Raw genomic sequence first — 20,802 nt, forward strand, 5'->3', positions numbered from 1 at the left:
ACGCCGAGGGAACTATTCCCTCGGCGGGTCGTCTCGGGGATGATCCCGGCGTGGACCCGTGGATACTGGGCGCGTGAGCGAACCAGGTCCGGCCGGCGCCGGACAACTCCATCGCCGACTCGGTGTATTCGACGCCGTGACAATCGGACTCGGGTCGATGATCGGCGCCGGTATCTTTGCCGCACTCTCGCCCGCGGCGGCCGCGGCCGGCGCCGGACTGCTCATCGGTCTGGCGATCGCCGCGGTCATCGCCTACTGCAATGCGATGTCGTCCGCACGACTGGCCGCGCTCTACCCGGTATCGGGTGGGACGTACGTGTACGGCCGCGAAAGGCTCGGCGAATTCTGGGGTTACCTCGCGGGCTGGGGATTTGTTATCGGGAAGACTGCATCCTGTGCCGCGATGGCGCTGACCGTCGGGCTGTATCTCTGGCCGGACCACGCCCATGCGGTTGCCGTCGCGGCGGTGGTGCTGCTGACTGCCGTGAACTGCCTGGGGGTGACGAAGTCGGCCCTGGTCACCCGCCTAATCGTGGCCGTGGTGCTGGCGGTTCTGGCAGCGGTCGTCGTCACCACGCTCACCTCGGAGGCGTCGCAGGCGAGCCGGCTCGATCCGCTCACCGACGTCACGGTCACCGGAGTGCTCCAGGCCGCTGGACTGCTGTTCTTCGCATTTGCCGGATACGCGCGGATCGCGACATTGGGCGAGGAGGTGCGCGATCCGGCCCGGACCATTCCGCGGGCGATCCCGCTTGCTCTGGGCATCACGCTGGTCGTCTATCTGGTGGTCGCGGTGTCGGTATTGAGCGTGCTGGGCGGCGACGCGGTGGCCGAGTCGGCCGCACCCTTGGTCGATGCGGTGGGCGCCGCCGGGGTCCCCGGGCTCGAACCGGTGGTGCGGACCGGAGCGGTCGTGGCCGCGGTCGGATCGATGCTCGCGGTGCTGCTCGGTGTGTCCCGGACGACGCTCGCCATGGCTCGCGACCGGCACCTGCCGCACCCGCTCGCCGCGGTACATCGGACAACCGGTGTGCCCTACCGTGCCGAACTGGTCATCGGCCTGGTGGTGGCGATTCTGGCCGCGACCGCGGATCTGCGTGAGGCGATCGGCTTTTCGTCGTTTGCGGTTCTCATCTACTACGCGATCGCCAACGTCTCCGCGGCGACTCTCGGCGACGACGAAGGCAGACCGCGGCGCCTGATCCCGGTGGTCGGGCTGGTCGGATGTGTTGTCCTGGCGGTGTCACTGCCGGTTGCGTCGGTGATCGCCGGGCTGGTGGTCCTGGCCTGTGGTGCCCTGATTTATGGATTGCGGCGGGTGATTCGTCGATAGACGAGTCATCAACGCAGGCAGCAAGATCCCGAAGAACAACGCGATTGCGATGCCCAGCGCGGTCTCGTTGATCCGCTCGAACAGCCGGGAAGGTGCGTTGTCGGGGTTGGAGTATCCCAGCAGCATGATGACAAAGAACGTGGTGAACGCAGGCAGGATGTAGAACCGCGAGCCTCTCGTGGCGGATGCCAGAGTGAGGGCCAGCCCGAATATGGCCGCGAAAACCGCTGCCGGCGGGGAGATTTCGATGAGAAGTACGGCTACGGTGGCACCGGCGATGACCGAGGCCAGGCGGCCTGCCATCCGTGAGATCTGCACTTCACGGACGGGGCGCATCACCATCAGTGCTGCCGCACACGCCCATCCGACATGATCGAAGTCGAATGCGAAACCGATGGCCGCTGCCAGGGCTCCGGCAGCGCCCAGCCTCAGGCCATAGCTCAGGCCCGGTGCCTGCGCCGGCTCGTCCCGAGGTTCGGATTCACGTTCCGGAAGCGTCAGCGAGAGGAGCCAGACCAGGGCGGATCCACCGATGAACAGCAGCGTCAACCGTGCGGATTCGCCGACACTGTCGTAACTGAGACCAACTCCGACCATAGGGACCGCGAGGGTCATCATCAGTTGACCTGCCCGGGCGAACCGGGCGACGCCGGCCAGCAGCACCGCACCCAGCGCCAGGGCGAAAATCACCGGCACCGCGACCACCGGGAACGGGGCCACCAGGGAACCGGCCATCATCGGGACACCGATGAGAAACCCGGCCATCAACAGGATGATCCGAGCTCTGCGTTGCGGCGGGATTCCGACCACCGCTGCCGGCAGAACACCGACACCGAGTGCTGCGGCCGCCGCGATGTTCCAGAAGGCAACAATCACGGCGGGTATCGCTGCCGCCGCGCCGATGATTGCGTTGGTACGACTCCAGGCGAACAGCCGTGCCGGGGGCATGGGCCACAACACCTTTCGCCGTTCGACCAGGTCAGAGACTTTCGGGGAGCGGCCCGATGTGCCTTGCCGAAACGCTAGCAGCAACCCGTCCTGCATGCGTGCAGATCGACCACCCGTTGATGCGGGCTCAACGCAGCATGCGGTTGCTGGGACAATGGTCCTCGCGCCGATGAGAAGGAGATGAGGACATGCATCGAGACACTGATGGGGCAGCGCCGCATATTTCGTACGTGATAGCGGGGTCCGAGGCCACTGGTGGCGCCGGACTCCAGGTCGATCTCAGGACATTTCAGCAGCTCGGTGTGTACGGCGTCGGGACCATCACCTGCATCGTCTCCTTCGACCCGAAAGCTGACTGGGCACATCGGTTCGTTCCTGTCGCCCCCGAGGTCATCGCGGATCAGATCGAAGCCGCCACCAGTGCGCACGATCTCGACGTGGTGAAGATCGGCATGCTCGGTACGCCGGAAACCATTGCGGTGGTGGCGAATGCACTGTCGGCGCAGACCTGGCGGCACATCGTCGTCGATCCGGTGCTGATCTGCAAAGGGCAGGAACCGGGTGCTGCCCTCGACACCGACAACGGGTTACGGACCGAGATTCTGCCGTTGGCCACGGTGGTCACGCCGAATCTGTTCGAGGCCCGCACGCTTGCCGGCATGGAGACCATCGAGAACGCCGATGATCTGAAGGAAGCCGCACGGCGTATTGCCGATCTCGGACCCCGGTACGTCGTGGTCAAGGGCGGAATGGATCTACCGGGCGACGACGCTGTCGACATCGTCTACGACGGAAGCGAGTTCACCGAACTCCGATCACCGAAGATCGGTGATCAGCGAGTGGCCGGCGCCGGCTGTACCTTCGCCGCCGCCATCACGGCAGAACTCACGAGGGGAACAAACGTCCTCGACGCGGTTCGGGTGGCCAAAGAGTTCACCAGGGCCGGGATCACGGCTTCGATCGCGACCCGGGCTCCGCAACCATCGATCGGACTCGCCGGAAGCCTGAGCTGACAACCTGCTCAGGGGTTCAGCAGAGGCAGATCTGGGCCGACCGCAACCACGCGGCGAATGCTTCCTGGTCGGTACTGTCGGTGACCCACCAGGTGATGGTGCTGTTCTTCTCCGAGTAGATGATGTACGCCACGGTGTTGTCGTCGAAGGTGTCGAAGTACGCGTACACCGGTTTGCCATCGATCGTCTGGGTGAACAACTGGGATGTGTTGCTCTCGGCGTACTCCGCGTCGGCGATGGCCTTGATATCGGACGTACCGGCGTCGAACAGGGCGATGGCGCTCGGTGGGGCACCCGTGGTGCCCTCGGTCAGCACCGAGTCGGCCGGCGCGCAGATGATCGCGGCGACGGCGTAGTCGGGCCGGTCGACCGGCTGGCATGTTTCGGCGTCGAACAGGTCCGGGTTGGCGTCGACCAGGCCCTGGTCGTCGGCGTCCAGCGTGCCGGCGGCCGTCGAAACGTCAGGGGTGGGCTCGGTGGGTTTGGTGGTTGCCGACTTCGAGGTGGACGTTGTGGTCGACGACGTGGTCGAGGAACTCGACGGTCCGGCTTTCGGGTCGCTGCTACCGGAACTGATGATCGCGACACCGAGTATGGCCGCGACCAGCACCACAACCACCGCGGCGATCGCACCGATCGTGAGATTGCGCTTGCGGTTGGGGTTCGGGCCGGGCTGTTGCGGGGGCGCGCCGTAGGCCGAGGCGTAGCTCGGCTGCGGATCCGTGCCGTACGGGGGATTCGTTCCGTACTGGGCCGTCGACGCATAGCCGGCGGGGGGTGCGGTGGTGAATGGTGGTGGCGTCGTGGCAGGTGGGGGCGTGTCCTGGGCATCCGGTGTGCCCCAGCCGGGAGTGCCCCAGCCGGGTGGGCTCGGCGGCGGGGGACCCACGGGTGTCATCGGCGGCGCGGAGGGGGCGTCCCCGCGAGGCGGCTTCGACAACGGAATCCCCGCGACGGGCGGCACCGGGAATGGTGCGGGCGCAGATCCGGCCGATTCCGACTCCGCGACGATGGCTTCGAGGGCACCGAGCGCGACCACGGTCTTCGGGTTGTCGAGTGTTGCGATGGTGCCGAGTTCGCCGAGGCGCTGATGCACCAGCGGCACCCGGGAGGAACCGCCGGTCAGGTAGATCTGGACGTCGCTGCCGGCACCGGCGCGGGCGAGTGTCCGCCGGGTGAGATCGACAACCGAGTCGACGTTGGCGGCGATGAGCTGCTCGAACTCGCCGCGGGTCAGTTCGAGGATGGCCTCGTGCCCGCCGGCGCTGATGTTGATGACCGCGCGCGGTGACTCCGACAGCAACTCCTTGGCACGCCGGATGTTGTCGTCGACGGCACGCTTGGTGGAGAGATTGGCATCTGTCCGCAGGTATTCCAGCAGCCCGGGCGCACGCGAGGTGAGTTGCTTGTCGACCCATCGGCGGATCATGGCGTCGAGGTTCTTGCCCCCGAGACCGTTGCTGCCGTCGTGCGCGATCAAGTCGATCGAACCGGGGGCGGACTTCGCGTCGGCGATCTTCACCACCGCGACATCGCAGGTGCCGCCGCCGTAGTCGACGACGGCGACGGTCTGGCCGGGCGCCGTTCGGATGGTGGAGTTTCCGTTGTCGGCGTCACCGACGGCACGGGTGTAGTGGGCGATCGCGGCACGAGGTTCGGAGATCAGCGTGATGGCCCGGCGGTCGAAACCGATCAACTCGGCGGCCCGGGTCAGAACATCGATCTCCTCCGGCGACCAGGCGACCGGATGTGTGAGGATCAACCGGCTGGGCCGGAGTCCGCCGCGTCGTTCGGCGGCCCGGGTCATCGCCGAATTGAGCACGGCGGCAATGAGATTCTCCAACGGCAGGTCGAGATTGCCGACCGGCACCGTGCCGGCGTTGATGTGCCGTTTCGGGTGGGTGATGAATGCGGCCGGATTGCCGGCCGCCTGGTTGACCGCGGCCTCACCGACCACCACGTTGCGGTACGAATCCGCGTATACCGATGACGACATGATGTCGCTGTTGTGCGAGAGCGGCACCACAGACGGTGCGCCGGAACCGGGTTCGTATGCGGCCGCGGCGGTGTTCGATGTACCGAAGTCGATCGCCAGCCACCATTGGTTCGACATCGGTGGGGGTTCCTTTCGAGTTGGGTTGGGCCATCGGAGTCGGCCACCGCCAACGTAAAGCATCTACGCGTTGGCGGCAGCCGATTGTCCTGTGGGTGAATGTCCTACTGCCAGATGACGGTTGAGGATGTGGCTAGAGGATGCTGAAGTCGTCCGGGATACCGTTCTGGTCCAGATCGGAGACCGCAATATCGTGCACACCGTCCTCGTCGACATCGGTGAAGTAGGTGTCGACGGTTCCGTCCTGGTCGAGGTCGGATGCGCTGGTCTCGCTGAACCCGTCACCATCGAGGTCGTAGGCGATGGTGTCGATGACCCCGTCCTCCGTGAAGTCCTGAACGATGGTGTCGTCGATGCCGTCACCGTCGGTGTCGACAAGCGCCGACTCCTCGTAGCCGTCGCCGTCGAAGTCGGCGTATCCGACGATCTGTGGCTCGTCCTGCGGGTATTCGGTGTTGTCACGCTCGCTCTGGGGCGAGGTCTGAGGCGGATCAGACTTGGTGGAATCGGACACGGAGTTCCCCTGGTGCTGGTTGTCGCCGGCTCAGAGGGCGCTGGTGTCGGGGGTGTCGAGGCTGTCGGGATCGACCTCGGTCCACTCGTCGGTGCCGGTTTCGTGGACGTAGGCGGTGTCGACCTCACCGTCCTGATCTTCGTCGACGAAGGCGATGTCGTGCTCGCCGTCGGCGTTCTCGTCGACGAAGATGGTGTCGGCGATGCCGTCCTGATCGGAGTCCGAGATCGCGGTCTCGAAGTGCTGGTCGCCGTCGGTGTCGAAGGCCAGGGTTTCTGCGGTGCCGTCCTGGTCGTAGTCCTGGACCATGACGTCGCCGACGCCGTCGGCGTCCACGTCGACCAGGGCGGATTCGACGATGCCGTCGTTGTCGACGTCGAAGACCTCCAGAACGGTGGCGTCGTCGCTGATCTCGGGCATGCTGTTGTCGGACATTTGGTTCTCCTTGTTGGTGTGTGTCTGGCTTGCGGTGTTGTAGATAGGAGACTCCGCATGTGCCGAATGTTCCGGCGAATATGGAAATAGTTTTCCGAACCTGATCAGGCCGCGCAGCGGCCCACTTACGTCACCGAATGACGACGCCGCTCGACCGGGTCAGAAGGCGGTGCGTTCGAGCCAGGTTTCCCAGATCGGCTGGTCGCCGAGGACTTCGACGCCGGCTTCGGCCGCGGACTGTCGACGGGTCAGTGCGAGGAGGAGGTCGACCGCGCGGCCCCGGACCGCCGCCGCAGCCTTGGTGTGGCTGTTGTCCCAGATGATCGCGTCGTCGCCGTGGCTGATCGACCATTCACCGGCACTGCCGAGAGTGTCTTCGGAGGCGTGCAGGTGCAGTGTTGCCCCGGCATCCAGGGGTGAAGGCCGGCCCGAACCGGGGTGGGCGAGGAGATCGAGAAACTCGGAGATCCCATCGGCGGCCAGTGCCGGGCTCAGCTCATACGGGAGACCCAGTGCCAGTGCGGCATCGGCTCGGTGGACAGTTGCCTCATGGAGCCGGCGGCGGATCCACCATGCCGACGGCCGGGGTCCGATGAACGTCCAGATCGGGCTGTCAGGGCCGGTCTCTGCCACCGCATCGATCACCAACTGCGCACCTTCGTGCAGCCAGTCGATTGCCTGCTCCGGATCGGCGGGCGGCTTTCCGCCGCTGACCGACCGCGGATCGATCGCGTGCTCGCTACGTTCGGCGACCATCTGCGCGGCCCAGCGATCCCCACGACCGACATGCCGAAACAGCTGCTGGACTGTCCATCCCGGACAGGTCGGCACCGGTAGGGCCGGATCGGCCCCGCGGATCAGCTCACCGAACAGACGATTTTCTTCCACGAACGCCACGGAGTAGTCCACGTCCGGACACTACCGCTTCAGTCGGACGCGGTCACCGAATACCGCACGCCGGACCCGATGCCCTCAGGTCCGGCGGCGGTATATCCAGTGCGGCAACGCATCAGTGTCCGATGACCGGTTCGGCATCCGGGTCGATCTCGGGGATCTTGTTGGGGTAGACGACACCGGCGACCAGTGCGCCGAGTGCGAAGAACCCGGCGGCCCACCAGAAGGCCGCGTGGTAGCCGGCCATGGCCGCGCCGTCCACGATGGCCTGTATACCGTCAGGTCCCGCCGGGCCGTGGTCGCTGACGTAGTTCGCGCCGGCGGTGGCGGCAAAGCTGCTGAGCAGTGCCACACCGATGGATCCACCCACCTGCTGTGCGGTGTTGACCGTGGCGGAGGCGACTCCGGCGTCACTGGCCTGGACGCCGTAGGTCGACAGGCTCATGGCATTGGCAAAGACGGTACCGAGACCGATGCCGATCATGATCAGGCCCGGAACGACGCCGGTGACGTACGAGCTGTCGGTCTCGATGGTGGTCAGGAACACCATGCCCAGCGCGGAGACGGTCAGACCGGCTGCCACCATCACCTTGGGGCTCAACCGGGTGACCAGCACCGACCCCGCGATCGCTGCGGTGATCGCGATGGACCCGACCATCGGGAGGAATGCCAGACCGGTCTCGACGGGGCTGAATCCCAGGGTCTGCTGTAGATAGAAGGTCAAGAACAGGAAGACCGCAAACATGCCGATCGCGGCGATGAGCATGACGAGGTAGGACGCACCGCGCATCCGGTCGAGCAGGATGTGCAGGGGCAGCAGCGGATGGGACACCTGGGTCTGGACCCAGAGAAACGCGGCCAGCAGGACAATTCCGATGACAAGCGGGAGCACCGTCACCGCATCGGTCCAGCCGTTGGTTTCGGAATTGGCGAATCCGTAGACGATGAGGAACAGGCCCGCGGTCACCAAAATGGTTCCGGCCCAGTCGATGGGTGTGCGGGCGCCGTCCTTGATGTGCTTGGGCAGCAGCATGATTGCGCCGACCATCGCGATGATCGCGAAGATGACGTTGACGTACAGGCACCAATTCCACGAGACGTATTCGGTGAGAACGCCTCCCAGGAGGAGTCCGATCGCGCCGCCGGCACCGGCCACTGCGCCGAAGATGCCGAAGGCCTTGCCGCGATCTTCCGATCCGGCGAAGGTCACGGCGAGCAGTGACAGGGCGGCCGGTGCGAGAAGCGCGCCGAAGACACCCTGGAGCGCGCGGGCGGTGACCAGGACCTCGAAGGTCGGGCTCCAGCCGCCGAGTGCGGACGCCGCGGCAAAGCCGATCAGGCCGACGATGAACGAGTTCTTTCGCCCGAACAGGTCGTTGATCCGGCCGCCGATGAGCAGCAGGCTGCCGAATGCGAGTGAGTACGCCGTGATCACCCATTGCCGCTGACCATCGCTGAAGCCCAGGGCCTGCTGCGCCTCGGGGAGCGCGATGTTCACGATCGTGGCGTCGAGGACGACCATCAGCTGGGCGATCGCGAGCACGGCCAGGATCAGCCAACGGTGGTTGGAACCGACAGATGCTCGTGACGGCGACGTTTGGGTAATAGACATGTTCTCTCTCGGCAACGTAGCGGAAGCGGAATAAGTAATTCCGTTTGACGATAGCAGAGCGGAATGGATGATTCCACTTAGCGGCTATGATGGAGTCATGACTGAGACGGAAAACACGGTTGACGTCCTACGGGCCGACGCCCGCGAGAACCGCGATCGCATCATCGTGTCGGCGCGAGAGGTGTTTGCGACTGCGGGGCTCGACGCGACGCTCGCGGATGTGGCCAAACATGCCGGGGTCGGGGTCGGGACGATCTATCGCCGATTCGAGAACAAGGAAGGCCTCATCGAGGCGTTGTTCGCCTCCCGCCTCGAGGATGTCGCGGCGATGGCGCGTGCCGCCGATGCCATGGCGGACCCGTGGGAAGGCCTGCTCCATTTCCTGAATGAAGGCGCCGTGATGATGGCGCGTGATCGTGCTCTGCGGGAGCTCATGTTCACCGGTCCCCCGAAGGCCGTGCAATCGACGGCTTCTCGAGACGATCTGGCGGCCGACATCGCCGAGACCCACAAGGTCATCGACGGCGCTGCGGAGAGTCTGGTGTCCAGGGCGATCGACGACGGCCGGTTGCGGGCGGACTTTACTGCGACAGACCTTCCGGTGCTTGCCTTTTCGATCCAGGCGACCGCCCAGTTGGCCCACGGATACAACCCCGAATTGTGGCGACGGACGATGGGGATCATCGTCGACGGCATGCGCGCCTCACGGACCGGTGTGACTCCACTCGATGCGGAGCCGCTGACCACTGAACAGATGGCCGAGGTGTTTGTCGTCAACCAGACCGGTAGGTCGATCAGGGAGCGCTAGATCGACCGCCGCATCATCGAATAGGTATGCAGCAGAACGGCAACGGCATCCTCTTCGGCGGCCGAACCGCCCAGCAGGCCGGCCTCGTGGACTCGCCGCAGCCGCCGGTCCAGCTCCGCGGCAACCGCGTCGCGGTGGGCATGCGGTGGCAGACCGATGCGACCGGTGATTCCGGAACCGACCAGCACCGCTCGAAGCTCGCTGACCCAGGGTGATTCCGGATCGGTCTGGGTCAGTGAACTCAGCGCTTTGAACTCGGCCATCGTGTGGGCCTGGGGGCTCTGGCGCACCTGACGAAGGATCGACCGGATCTGAGCGCCGGCGGGATGGGTCAGGGCGAGATGCTCGATCTGCGTGCAGGCGGCGATCGCGCGGGTGATCAGAACTGATCGGGTCAGGTTGACGTCGATGTTGGCGCGGAGTTCGTCCACTCGCGAATGTTGTTGCAGCCAGGCGTTGACGGCGTGGGCGCCGCGTAGAGCCACGCCACGTGCGTGCCGGAGTCCGTACTCGCCCAACAGGTCCAGCAGTCGATCGCGTTGTGCGTCGGTGCCGATCGATGGCGTCTGCGCCTCGAGCCACATCTCCAGCTGTAGATCGGACAGGCCCGCCAACGCGGCCAGGGCGTCGGCGTCGGACTCGGTGAACTGGCCGGTCTGCGCGGTCTGGGCCAGAAGGCCCGCCACCGGCTGCACGGTGAGCAGACCCGCCGACATCGACGCCGCGATGGCCTCCGATTGCTTCTGCGCCTCTTCGATCGGGTCGGAGTCACCAAAAGCGCCCTCGCCGAGCGTATCCGCCTTGGCCAGCACCCCGATGGTGTTGACCGACGAGAAGCCGAGGTCGTGGAGGAACTGCACCTCGTCGGACCGTGGAGTCGCGTCGAACAGAAAGATCGCAGCGTCGGCATTGACCGAGGCGTCGCGCGTCTGTCCGAAGCCATCGATCAGCGCCCGCCGGGTGGCCTGTTCGTTGCCGGCGGTGATGGTCGCGAGGCCGGGGGTGTCGATCAGGATCATTCTCCGCAGCAGCAGGCTCGGCAGGTAGCGGTTGAGGTAGGCGACCTCTTCTGCCGGGCAACCGAGTTCAGTGACCCGCCCATCGGTCAGCGGCGCGCTCCGGCGGGCCCCTCCGATGGTGATGATCTCGGCCCGGGACGGTGCTCCATCCTGATATACCGCAACAACTTTGGTGCATTCGGTGGCAGCGGTATCGGCGACGCGATCACCGATCAATGCGTTCACAAGCGTCGATTTCCCGGCCTTCACCCGCCCGACGACCACCACCCGCGGCGGTGCCCACAGATCGTCTCGGATGCGGGCGGTGGCCTGGGCCAGGGGGCGGTCTATCTGTGCGATGTGCGCCAAGGCTCCGGTCAGCTGGTCGCGGAGGGCATGTGGCCGGGTGCGGCGGATGGGTGGCTGGGTCACAGTGCTGTGCCCGCCTTCTTGAGTCCGGCGATTGCGGCGTCGAGTTGTTCGATGAGAGAGACGATCTCGGTCTGCCGACGTGTCAGCCCGCGGACCCGCTTGTCGCGCGTCAGCTTGTCTTCCTTGGCGGCCTCGGCCCCGGCATTGATCTGATCGGTGATCTCCTCGGTCTGCGCGCGAAGGTGTCGCCGATATGCCACGATGATCTCCGGGCGTGCGGTCGCAACGGTGCGATCGATCACGCGCAGCGTCGATTTGCTGGTGAGCTGCAAGGTTTCCCGGAGCCAGGTGATCAGATGCTGACGGCCGTTGCGCATCGCCCGGTAGCCGAGATTGACCGACAACCAGACGCCGCCGGCGACCAGTCCGACCGGCAACACCACCGCCATCGCGAGACTTCCGAAGATGGCGCCACCGACCATGCCTCCGGTCAGCAGATTGGCGCCCATGAACCCCATCATCATCGCGCTGGGATCCACGACATCCTTCCATTTCTTTTGCACCTCAGGGGAATTGATGTCCTCGGCGACCAGGGTGGCGGCCACCGAGTTCATGATGTCCTCCCACTGTTCGTCGTTGCCGAACAGTTGCGTCACCACGTCGTGCAAACCCGAGGCGAAGGTGTCGAAGGATCTGGCACTGGCGGCCTGCAGATCTGAGGTGATGGCAGCGGTGAAGACCTGGGGTTGCTTGCGCAGCATCCGCCAGCCCTCACTGTTGATGCGGCCTGTCCAATCTTCCTTGAGCCGGGCCAGATCGCTCTCGAGTTGCGCTGTGGCGCGCTGGCGGTTGAGTGTGACGTCGCGGGACAGGTGCTGGTCCCATTCGGTGCCGTGGTCGCGCAGTTCCTTGAGTCTGGCCTTCTTCTCGTTGAGGTCGTCCAGCGCGGACGAGTCGCCCTGCACCACTGCGATCTCGGTGTCGAGGCGGGTCTTCATCCGGTGCATCCCGCTGCGGCACACCTGCAAGCCGTCGAGCATGGGGGAGATCTCGCCATGTTCGAGGAGTTCGTTGATCGCATCACGCAGCGCCGGGATCCCCGATGCGGCGAGGATTTCCTCTCGCTCAGCCGGGCTCTGCTCGAGTGCGGCCAGTGCTCTCGACCCCGACACCCCGATCACCGTGGCCGTCCGTCCTAGCTGGCTACGCACGATCGACCGGTTCTCCTCGGCGATCGTCCGCCAATTCCGCCGGTTCTTGTCGATCTTGGTCATCGCGACGACGACCGATCCGGATGTCTCGGTGGCTGTGCGCAAGAACTCGATCTCGGGTGCGGTGAGGGGCGCCGCACTGTCACAGACCATCACGATGGCCCCGGCCCGGCGGGCCGCGGTCAGTGCCAGGCGCGCGTGCCGGGGATCAAGACCGCCTGCGCCAGGAGTGTCGACGAGCGTCAGTCCGGGCAGATGCAGGGGATCGGTGGCCACCACCGCTTCGGTGGGCAGTGCGTCGATCGTGGGGTCCTGGACGTGGCGGCCTGCCATCGTGACCCAGTCGGGCAGTTCGGCCAGCGGGATGATCCGGTTGGAGTCGGGGAAGTCGAGCCGCGCCGATCCGGTCGGGAGGGTCGCATCCGGCGGCGTGAACCAGACGCTGGCACTGGTGGTGATGTCCACCCCGACCGGTGCCAGAGATCGTCCGAGAAGGGCATTGACCAGGGTGCTCTTGCCGCGCTTGACCTCACCCACGAACACCACCGCACCGCCGGAGTCTGCGGAGTGAAACCGCGACTCGGCGAGGTCCGCACCCTTCTTCTGTCCGTATTTGCGCAGCGCCTCGGTGGCAGCACCCAGCGCTTCGACTGCTTCGGCGTTGGCGCCAGTGGTCACGATCACTCCCGGATCATCGTTGGACGGTTTCATCAGTGCGTCGGGGTCGTTCGAAGGGACGGTTTCTCCCCCGATTACTCTGCCGCATCCATCATGGTCTGCGACATTGATCATGTGACTGACATGAGCGAGCGCGACCTGGTTTTGCGCAGCCAAGATGGCGATCAAGCGGCCTTTGGCGAGCTGGTCACCCGCAACCGGGATCAGATCTGGGCGGTCTGTCTTCGAATCACCGCCAACAAGTACGACGCCGAGGATGCGCTGCAGGACGCGTTGATCGCCGGCTGGCAGAACATCGGCAAATTCCGTGGCGATTCGAAGTTCACGAGCTGGATGTACCGGATCGCGGCCAATGCGGCTCTCGCGGTTGTCCGCAAGCGACTCGACACCTCTGCCGACGGACCTCCGGAATTCGAGTCGACTGCGCCCCGCGTCGATGCCCAGGTCGCCGATGTCGACCGCGTCCGTGCCGCGTTGGCGCTGTTGCCACTGGAGTTCCGCGAGGCCATCGTCCTGCGAGAATTCGGTGATCTGTCCTATCAGGAGATCGCTGATCAGCAGGGTGTCGGTGTGCAGACCGTCAAGAGCCGTATCAACCGGGCCCGCGCGAAACTCCTGGAAACCCTCTCCTGACGCACCCCGATGATGTGCCCTTTTGGTGGCGCTCACCTGGGGTTTTGTTCGCCAAAAGGGCACATCATCGGGGGTTGGGGTGGGCTCAGCTGAGCAGGTCGTCTCCGGCCGAGTGGTCTGTGTAGTCCGAGTGGTCGGTGTAGTCGGTGTGGTCGGGGGAGTCAGGCTGGGTGTCGGCCTCGTCTGCGTCGTCGTGGTAGTCCCCGCCGAGGTCGTCGGTGAGATCTCCGGCAAAGACGTCGTCGCCTGTGTCGTCGGTATCGTCCGCGAATGTGGTGTCGGTCTCCGGGATCAGTTCGTCGAAGCCGGCACCGGTGTAGTCGAACGCGGCTTCAAGGGTCTGATCGAAGACCGCCGGATCAACCTGGTCCTGCGCGGCGATCTGGGAAAAGATCCCGTCGAGCTGGTCATCTGGGCTGGTCACGGTACTTCTCCTGGGTTGAGGATGCGTCCCTGGTGGTGATGGGTCGCCGGTTTGTCAGTAATAGGAGTGTCCTCGACCCCTAAATGTTCCCGCATGGTCGCGATGTGTTTGCGGGTGTACGTGCCCGGCGAATCGGAGTAGTTCTCCCGTTCGGTTACCCTGAACACCCGTGACCCCCGACAAATCCAGCCCTGATGCCGTGTCCGGCTACGACCTCTTTGTGGTCGGATCGGGCTTTTACGGACTGACTGTTGCAGAACGGGTGGCCACCGAGCTCGGTAAGCGCGTCCTGGTCATCGACCGGCGCAACCATCTCGGCGGCAATGCGTACTCCGAACCCGAACCCACCACCGGGATCGAGGTCCACAAGTACGGCGCACATCTGTTCCACACGTCCAACAAGAAGGTCTGGGACTACGTCAACAGGTTCACCGACTTCACCGGGTATCAGCACCGCGTCTTTGCGATGTACCAGGGACAGGCCTACCAGTTCCCGATGGGACTCGGACTGGTCTCGCAGTTCTTCGGCCGCTACTTCACGCCGGACGAGGCCCGCGCGCTGATCAAGGAGCAATCCAGCGAGATCGACACGGCCGAGGCCGCGAACCTCGAAGAGAAGGCCATCAGCCTGATCGGCCGCCCGCTGTACGAGGCGTTCGTGAAGCACTACACGGCCAAGCAGTGGCAGACCGACCCCAAGGAGCTGCCGGCGGCGAACATCGCCCGGCTCCCGGTGCGCTACAACTTCGACAACCGCTACTTCAACGACACCTACGAGGGTCTGCCGACCGGCGGGTACACCGCCTGGCTCGAGAACATGGCGGCCGGCGACCTGATCGACGTGCGCCTGGACACCGATTGGTTCGACGTCCGTGACGAGTTGCGGGCAGCGAGCCCGGACGCGCCCGTGGTCTACACCGGACCACTCGACCGCTACTTCGACTACGCCGACGGTGAACTCGGCTGGCGGACACTGGATTTCGAGACCGAGGTCCTCGAGACCGGCGATTTCCAGGGAACCCCGGTGATGAACTACAACGATGCGGACGTGCCGTACACCCGCATCCACGAGTTCCGGCACTTCCATCCCGAGCGGGAGTACCCGACCGACAAGACGGTCATCATGCGTGAATACAGCCGTTTCGCCGAGAACGGCGATGAGCCGTACTACCCGATCAACACACCCGAGGACCGCGAGAAGCTCAATGCTTATCGGGCGCGCGCCAAGGCCGAGACCGCCTCGGCGAAGGTGCTGTTCGGTGGCCGGCTGGGGACCTATCAGTATCTGGACATGCACATGGCCATCGCCAGTGCCCTGACGATGTACGAGAACACGCTGGCGCCGCACCTGCAGTCCGGGGCGGCGCTGGCCACAGAGGTGGAACAGTGACAGTGACGACCGAGGCGCAACAGTCGCAGAGTCCGCAAGCCTTCGGCGCGGCAAAAACCCTGCTGCAGCGTGTGATCCTGCCGCGTCAGGGCGAACCGCTGGACGTCCGGGCCCTGTACCTGGTGGAGTCCGACAACAACGCCCGACGTGCGCATGCGCCGTCGCGGACCTCGGTGCTGCTCGGTGCCGAGTCCGAGGTGAGCTTCCTGACCTACTTCAATGCCTTCGCCGCGTCGTATTGGCGGCGTTGGAGCATCTTGAAGTCCGTTGTCCTGAGAATTGAAGTCACCGGCGCCTGCCGCGTGGACGTCTACCGCTCGAAGATCGACGGTTCGCGAATCGCCGTCGACGGCAATCTCGTACCGATCGACGACAACGGCAACGGGCTCATCGAGTTCGAGGTCGGCCTCGAGCCGTTCGAAGACGGTGGCTGGATCTGGTTCGACATCACCACCGACACCGACGTCGAGGTGCGTTCGGCAGGGTGGTACGCCCCGATCGACGCGCCGACCGGTCCCGAGACCAAGCGGGTGACCGTCGGCATCCCGACGTTCAACCGTCCCACCGATGCGGTGAATGCGCTGCGCGCCTTGACTTCCGACCCGCTCGTCGACGAGGTCATCGACGCGGTGATGATGCCCGATCAGGGCACCAAGCTCGTCAAGGAAGAGCCCGGCTACGCCGAGGCCGCGGCCGCACTGGGCGACCGGTTGCACATGTTCAAGCAGGGCAACCTCGGTGGCTCGGGCGGCTATTCGCGAATCATGTACGAAGCGCTCAAGCAGACCGACAGCCCGTACGTCCTCTACATGGACGACGACATCAGCATCGAGCCGGATTCGATCCTGCGCGCGCTGGCGCTGTCGCGATTTGCCAAGTCGCCCATGCTCGTCGGCGGACAGATGCTCAATCTGCAGGACCGCAGTCACCTGCATTGCATGGGTGAGGTCATCGACCGCGCAAACTTCATGTGGACCAGTGCGCCCTACGTCGAATACGACCACGACTTCGCCGAATACCCGCTGCGGGACCGCGAGAACTCGCAGAACCTGCATCGCCGGATCGACGTCGACGGCAACGGCTGGTGGATGTGCATGATCCCGCGGGAGGCCGCGGAAAAGATCGGCCTGCCGATGCCGCTGTTCATCAAGTGGGACGACTGGGAGTACGCGCTGCGTGCCGGCAAGGCCGGCTATCCGACCGCGACGATCCCGGGCATCGCGATCTGGCACATGGCCTGGAGCGACAAGGACGACGCCATCGACTGGCAGGCGTACTTCCACCTCCGGAACCGGCTGGTGGTCGCTTCGATCCACCACGACGGATCGATCTCCGGAATCTTGAAGTCGATGGTCAAGGCCACCGCCAAACACCTTCTCTGCCTTGAATATTCGACGGTGGCGATCCAGAACGAAGCCATCCGCGACTTCCTGGCCGGACCGGACCACGTGCGCGACCTGCTGCCCACGGCGCTGCCGAAGATCGCGGCCATGCGTAAGCAGTACCCGGATGCGGTGGTCCTGCCATCTGCCACCGAGCTGCCCCGGACCACCGGTGAGGCAACAGGTTTCGGGATGAATGTCCCCTCGAACCCCATCTCGAAGATTCGGATCCTCGGCGCGAGCATCGTCAACAACATCAAGCCGGCAGATCCGCGTCATCACGAGGTTCCGCAGGCCAACTACCCGCCACTGCAGGCACGTTGGTTCAGCCTGGGCCGGGTCGACGGGGTCACGGTGACCACCGCCGACGGCCGCGGAGTTGTCTACCGGCAACGGGATCGCGACAAGATGATCGAGCTGGCCAAGGAATCGGCCGCCCTGATCAAGGAACTGCGCGCCCGCTTCCCGGAGATGCGAGAAACCTACCGATCCGCGCATGCGGACCTGACCAGTACAGAAAGCTGGGAGCGTGTCTTCGGAATCGATTGAGGGTGCCCAGATTTCCATCGGACCGTTGCGTGGCGAGACCAAGATCCTGGTCGATATCCAGAGTGTGCTGACCGGCAAACCGGGAGCGTTGTCCGCTGCCCGGGGATTGTCGCATTTCGGTGAACACTCTCTGGGCTGGCTCGGTCTCGCCGCCGTCGGCGGAGCGATCGCGCAGGCCCGGGGTGACAAGCCGAACCGGGACATGTGGATTGCCGCCGGGGTCGGGGCGTTCGGTGCCCACGCCGCCTCGGTGATCATCAAACGAGTGGTCCGGCGTCGCCGCCCGAACGACCCCCGGGTGAAAGTCGGAGTCGGCACACCCAGCAAGCTGAGCTTCCCGTCGAGTCACGCGACATCGACGACCGCGGCCGCGATTCTGCTCGGCCGGGCCGCGGGTCTGCCGGTCGCGGCGCTACCGGCGGTCATCGTGCCGCCGATGCTGTTGTCACGATTGGTCCTGGGCGTTCACTACCCGACCGACGTGATCGGTGGGGCGCTGATCGGTGCCACCTGTGCGGCCGTGATGACCACGGGTGAAAGACTGATCCGAACCGAGAACCGAGGAGTGCAGTGAGCGAGGAGCCGATCGAGCACGGCGCGTTGCGTGGTCCGCCGAAGAATTTGGCAACGGGCCTGGTCAAGGCGGTCAGGCCACGGCAGTGGGTCAAGAACCTCCTGGTGCTGGCGGCACCGCTCGCCGCGGGGGCGGTCGACGAAGGCGACGTCCTGGTACGGACCGGGATTGCTTTTGTCGCGTTCTGCCTGATCGCGTCGAGCGTCTACCTGATCAACGACGCGCTCGATGTCGAGGCCGATCGCAATCACCCGACCAAGCGGTTCCGTCCGATCGCGGCCGGTGTGGTCCCGGTTCCGATGGCGTTTGCGCTGGCAGCTGTGCTGGCTGTGGCATCCATCGGGATCTCGTTCCTCGCGAACTGGCAGCTGGCGGTCGTCATCGGCGTCTACTTCGTGATCCAGCTCGGCTATTGCTTCGGACTCAAGCACGAGCCAGTCATCGACATCTGCATCGTGTCGTCCGGCTTCCTTCTGCGCGCCATCGCCGGTGGCGTGGCGGCCGAACTGCCGGACGGTCTGTCGAAGTGGTTCCTGCTGGTGATGACCTTCGGGTCGCTGTTCATGGCGGCCGGCAAGCGATACGCCGAGCTCCAGCTGGTCGAGCGCACCGGTGCCAAGATCCGCAAGAGCCTCGAGTACTACACGACGACCTACCTGCGGTTCGTCTGGACGTTGTCGGCAACTGCCGTGGTGCTCTGCTACGGCATGTGGGCCTTCGACACCGACGGCGGACACAGTGACAACGTTTGGTATGCCCTGTCGATGGTGCCGTTCACCATCGCAATCCTTCGCTACGCCGTGGATGTTGACGGTGGTCAAGCGGGCGAACCCGAAGAAATCGCGCTCGGTGACCGTGTTCTCCAGCTGCTGGCCATTGCCTGGTTAGTATGCGTGGGTGTCGCGGTCTATGCCATCAGTTGAACAGCGGCCAATCGTTGAACAGCGACCATCAGCGCGGCCACAGGTATTCGGTCGCAGGATAGATCCGGCAACGACCTCGCTGGCGATCAGCGCGGTCGTTGTCGCCGTGATGTTCGGCTACGGAGCCTGGCAACGACGCTGGATCGCCGACGACGGACTGATCGTTCTGCGGACGGTTCGCAACCTCCTGGCCGGGAACGGGCCGGTGTTCAACAAGGGGGAGCGGGTCGAGGCGAACACCTCGACCGTGTGGACCTACCTGATCTGGTTCTGGAGTTGGGTCACCGGCGGCCAGACCGAGTACGTCGTGTTGTGGATTGCGCTCGTCTTGTCGATCGCGGCGGTCCCGCTGGCCATGTACGGCACCGGACGCCTGTACCGCATCGACAAGGGAGTCGGCCCGGTCAACCGGGGCGCGATGTTGCTGCTCCCGCTCGGTGCACTCGTCTACATCGCCCTGCCCCCGGCCCGCGACTTCGCCACCAGCGGTCTGGAGGTGTCGCTCTGCATCTTCTGGGCGGCACTGCTCTGGTGCCAGCTGGTCGCGTGGAGTCAGCGCGAGACGTCGACCGGACGCCTCGACCGCACACAGACCATCACCACACTGTTGCTCGGATTCACGGCCGGACTCGCGCCGCTGATCCGTCCCGAACTGACACTCGTCGGTGGCTGCGCCCTGCTTCTGGTGGTGTGCGCACCGATGACGTGGCGGATGCGGCTCGCGTTTGCGGCGGCGGCCGGCACCGTCCCGGTGCTCTACCAGATCTTCCGGATGGGCTACTACGGTCTGCTGGTCCCCAACACCGCCGTGGCCAAAGACGCCAGCGGGTCCAAGTTCGAGCAGGGCTTCCGCTACCTCGGCAACATGTTCAGCCCTTATCTCCTGCTGCTTCCGCTCATCGTTGCGGTGGTCGCCGCCGCCGTCACCTGGTACCTGCGCCGTCGCCAGATCGCCACCGCCGCCGACGCTGCGGCCACCGGGCCCATCGACTTGCGCAAAGGCTCCGGCCTCGGTGCGCGCGCCGGCGCGTTCAGCCGCCGGCTGCAGACGCCGTCCGCCGTGGTCGCGCTGATCGTCGTCACCGGACTGATCGAGGCGTTCTACTGGGTCCGGCAAGGTGGCGACTTCATGCACGCCCGCGTCCTGCTGGTGCCGCTGTTCCTGCTGATGCTGCCGGTGATGGTCATACCGATCACCATCCCGACCGGGCCGGCCCGCGACCAGCTCGCCGGCTGGATCGGTGCCGGTGTGATGACCGGGCTCTGGGTGACCACGGTGGTGTGGGCGATCTCGACCTCGTCGGTCGCGGGCATGACAAACGGCACCGAGATCGGTCGCGGTGGCATCGTCGACGAGCGGCGCTATTACATACAGAACATCGGTATCGAACACCCGATCACCGCCGAGGACTACCTGGGCTATCCGAGGGTCCGGGCGATGGTCGAATCGATCGCCGAACACCAGGACACCGGCGGTGTGCTGCTGCCCTCGCCGAATTACGACGAGTGGTACTTCGATCCTCTGCCGGTTCCACCACCGGAAGGTGTTGCGAAACAGCTGTCGGTGTTCTACCTGAACCTCGGTATGACCAGCATGAACGCGCCGCTGGATGTCCGGGTCATCGACCAGATGGGGTTGGCCTACCCGATTGCCGCGCACTCCGATCGTCTGACGGACGGCCGGATCGGTCATGACAAGGACCTGGACCCGGAATGGGTGGTCGCCGAATCGGGCGCCTTCCCGAGGTACCCGGTGCTGCCGCCCTTCATCGATCAGGACGGCGTGAAGCAGGCGCAGGTGGCACTCACCTGTAAACCGACGCAGGATCTGATCGCGTCGTACTCGGCCCCCTGGACCTTCGAGCGCTTCCGGCACAACCTCCGTCAGGCGGTCGGATTCACCTCGTATCGGATCGACCGGAATCCGCTGTACGAACTCCAGCGGTGCAACCTGCCGATCCCGGAGCCGGTACCTTGACCATTCACGACCAAATCCTG

Annotated in this window: 18 protein-coding genes; 9 read left to right on the top strand and 9 right to left on the bottom strand. The window is 65.1% G+C overall.

The window, feature by feature from the left end; all coding sequences use genetic code 11:
* Positions 1-73 precede the first annotated feature (73 nt).
* Positions 74-1,333, top strand: coding sequence for an APC family permease (locus tag H290_RS0109175; RefSeq protein WP_020106501.1), 1,260 nt, complete (start codon positions 74-76; stop codon positions 1,331-1,333).
* Here the strand turns inward: H290_RS0109175 and H290_RS28170 are convergent.
* Positions 1,244-2,281 (bottom strand): FUSC family protein, encoded by a 1,038-nt coding sequence (locus tag H290_RS28170; RefSeq protein ID WP_020106502.1) that lies wholly within the window; start codon positions 2,279-2,281, stop codon positions 1,244-1,246. The two genes, H290_RS0109175 and H290_RS28170, sit on opposite strands and share 90 nt — an antisense overlap.
* Positions 2,282-2,469: 188 nt before the next feature.
* Here H290_RS28170 and thiD point away from each other — a divergent pair, with 188 nt between their 5' ends.
* Positions 2,470-3,294: a bifunctional hydroxymethylpyrimidine kinase/phosphomethylpyrimidine kinase gene (thiD, locus tag H290_RS0109185; RefSeq protein WP_036518463.1), complete on the top strand. Its 825-nt coding sequence runs from the start codon at positions 2,470-2,472 to the stop codon at positions 3,292-3,294.
* A 16-nt stretch (positions 3,295-3,310) separates the two neighbouring features.
* On the opposite strand, the gene H290_RS30160 is transcribed toward thiD, so the two are convergent.
* The 5 genes from H290_RS30160 to H290_RS0109210 form a co-directional block, all read right to left on the bottom strand.
* Complete coding sequence (locus tag H290_RS30160; protein ID WP_020106504.1) at positions 3,311-5,407, bottom strand: Hsp70 family protein; 2,097 nt, start codon at positions 5,405-5,407, stop codon at positions 3,311-3,313.
* 133 nt (positions 5,408-5,540) lie between these two features.
* The gene (locus H290_RS30165; RefSeq protein WP_020106505.1) at positions 5,541-5,921 is read right to left on the bottom strand and encodes a hypothetical protein; all 381 of its coding nucleotides are present in this window, start codon (positions 5,919-5,921) and stop codon (positions 5,541-5,543) included.
* Positions 5,922-5,951: 30 nt separating this feature from the next.
* A complete protein-coding gene (locus tag H290_RS28185; RefSeq protein WP_020106506.1) occupies positions 5,952-6,356 on the bottom strand; it encodes a hypothetical protein in 405 nt (134 codons plus the stop codon).
* Positions 6,357-6,515: 159 nt separating this feature from the next.
* The gene (locus H290_RS0109205) at positions 6,516-7,265 is read right to left on the bottom strand and encodes a maleylpyruvate isomerase family mycothiol-dependent enzyme (protein WP_020106507.1); all 750 of its coding nucleotides are present in this window, start codon (positions 7,263-7,265) and stop codon (positions 6,516-6,518) included.
* Positions 7,266-7,365: 100 nt separating this feature from the next.
* Entirely contained in the window at positions 7,366-8,862 is a 1,497-nt protein-coding gene (locus H290_RS0109210) for an MFS transporter (RefSeq protein WP_028462977.1), read from the bottom strand.
* 97 nt (positions 8,863-8,959) lie between these two features.
* Here H290_RS0109210 and H290_RS28190 point away from each other — a divergent pair, with 97 nt between their 5' ends.
* Positions 8,960-9,670 (top strand): TetR/AcrR family transcriptional regulator, encoded by a 711-nt coding sequence (locus H290_RS28190; protein WP_020106509.1) that lies wholly within the window; start codon positions 8,960-8,962, stop codon positions 9,668-9,670.
* Here H290_RS28190 and H290_RS28195 read toward each other — a convergent pair.
* Together H290_RS28195 and H290_RS0109225 are read right to left on the bottom strand one after the other, a co-directional pair.
* A complete protein-coding gene (locus H290_RS28195; RefSeq protein ID WP_020106510.1) occupies positions 9,667-11,100 on the bottom strand; it encodes a dynamin family protein in 1,434 nt (477 codons plus the stop codon). The genes H290_RS28190 and H290_RS28195 overlap by 4 nt on opposite strands.
* Entirely contained in the window at positions 11,097-12,929 is a 1,833-nt protein-coding gene (locus tag H290_RS0109225; RefSeq protein WP_196809526.1) for a dynamin family protein, read from the bottom strand. Before H290_RS0109225 ends, H290_RS28195 begins: the two co-directional genes overlap by 4 nt.
* Before the next feature lie 123 nt (positions 12,930-13,052).
* Between H290_RS0109225 and H290_RS0109230 the strand changes: the two genes are divergently transcribed.
* Complete coding sequence (locus H290_RS0109230) at positions 13,053-13,562, top strand: RNA polymerase sigma factor (RefSeq protein WP_020106512.1); 510 nt, start codon at positions 13,053-13,055, stop codon at positions 13,560-13,562.
* 85 nt (positions 13,563-13,647) lie between these two features.
* Here the strand turns inward: H290_RS0109230 and H290_RS28200 are convergent, their stop codons facing one another.
* Complete coding sequence (locus tag H290_RS28200; RefSeq protein WP_020106513.1) at positions 13,648-13,986, bottom strand: hypothetical protein; 339 nt, start codon at positions 13,984-13,986, stop codon at positions 13,648-13,650.
* Positions 13,987-14,155: 169 nt separating this feature from the next.
* Here H290_RS28200 and glf point away from each other — a divergent pair, with 169 nt between their 5' ends.
* The 5 genes from glf to zomB are packed head-to-tail and all read left to right on the top strand — an operon-like array spanning position 14,156 to position 20,782.
* Complete coding sequence (gene glf / locus H290_RS0109240) at positions 14,156-15,376, top strand: UDP-galactopyranose mutase (protein WP_020106514.1); 1,221 nt, start codon at positions 14,156-14,158, stop codon at positions 15,374-15,376.
* Complete coding sequence (locus H290_RS0109245; RefSeq protein ID WP_020106515.1) at positions 15,373-17,307, top strand: glycosyltransferase; 1,935 nt, start codon at positions 15,373-15,375, stop codon at positions 17,305-17,307. Before glf ends, H290_RS0109245 begins: the two co-directional genes overlap by 4 nt.
* On the top strand, positions 17,288-17,881 hold the full coding sequence (locus tag H290_RS0109250) for a phosphatase PAP2 family protein (RefSeq protein WP_028462979.1): 594 nt from the start codon (positions 17,288-17,290) through the stop codon (positions 17,879-17,881). Before H290_RS0109245 ends, H290_RS0109250 begins: the two co-directional genes overlap by 20 nt.
* Entirely contained in the window at positions 17,878-18,804 is a 927-nt protein-coding gene (locus tag H290_RS0109255) for a decaprenyl-phosphate phosphoribosyltransferase (protein WP_020106517.1), read from the top strand. The genes H290_RS0109250 and H290_RS0109255 overlap by 4 nt, the downstream gene beginning before the upstream one ends.
* Positions 18,791-20,782, top strand: coding sequence for a flagellar motor control protein ZomB (zomB, locus tag H290_RS0109260; RefSeq protein WP_020106518.1), 1,992 nt, complete (start codon positions 18,791-18,793; stop codon positions 20,780-20,782). Before H290_RS0109255 ends, zomB begins: the two co-directional genes overlap by 14 nt.
* Positions 20,783-20,802: the final 20 nt, after the last annotated feature.

Source organism: Nocardia sp. 348MFTsu5.1 (genome assembly GCF_000383535.1).
GTDB classification, from domain to species: domain Bacteria; phylum Actinomycetota; class Actinomycetes; order Mycobacteriales; family Mycobacteriaceae; genus Williamsia; species Williamsia faeni.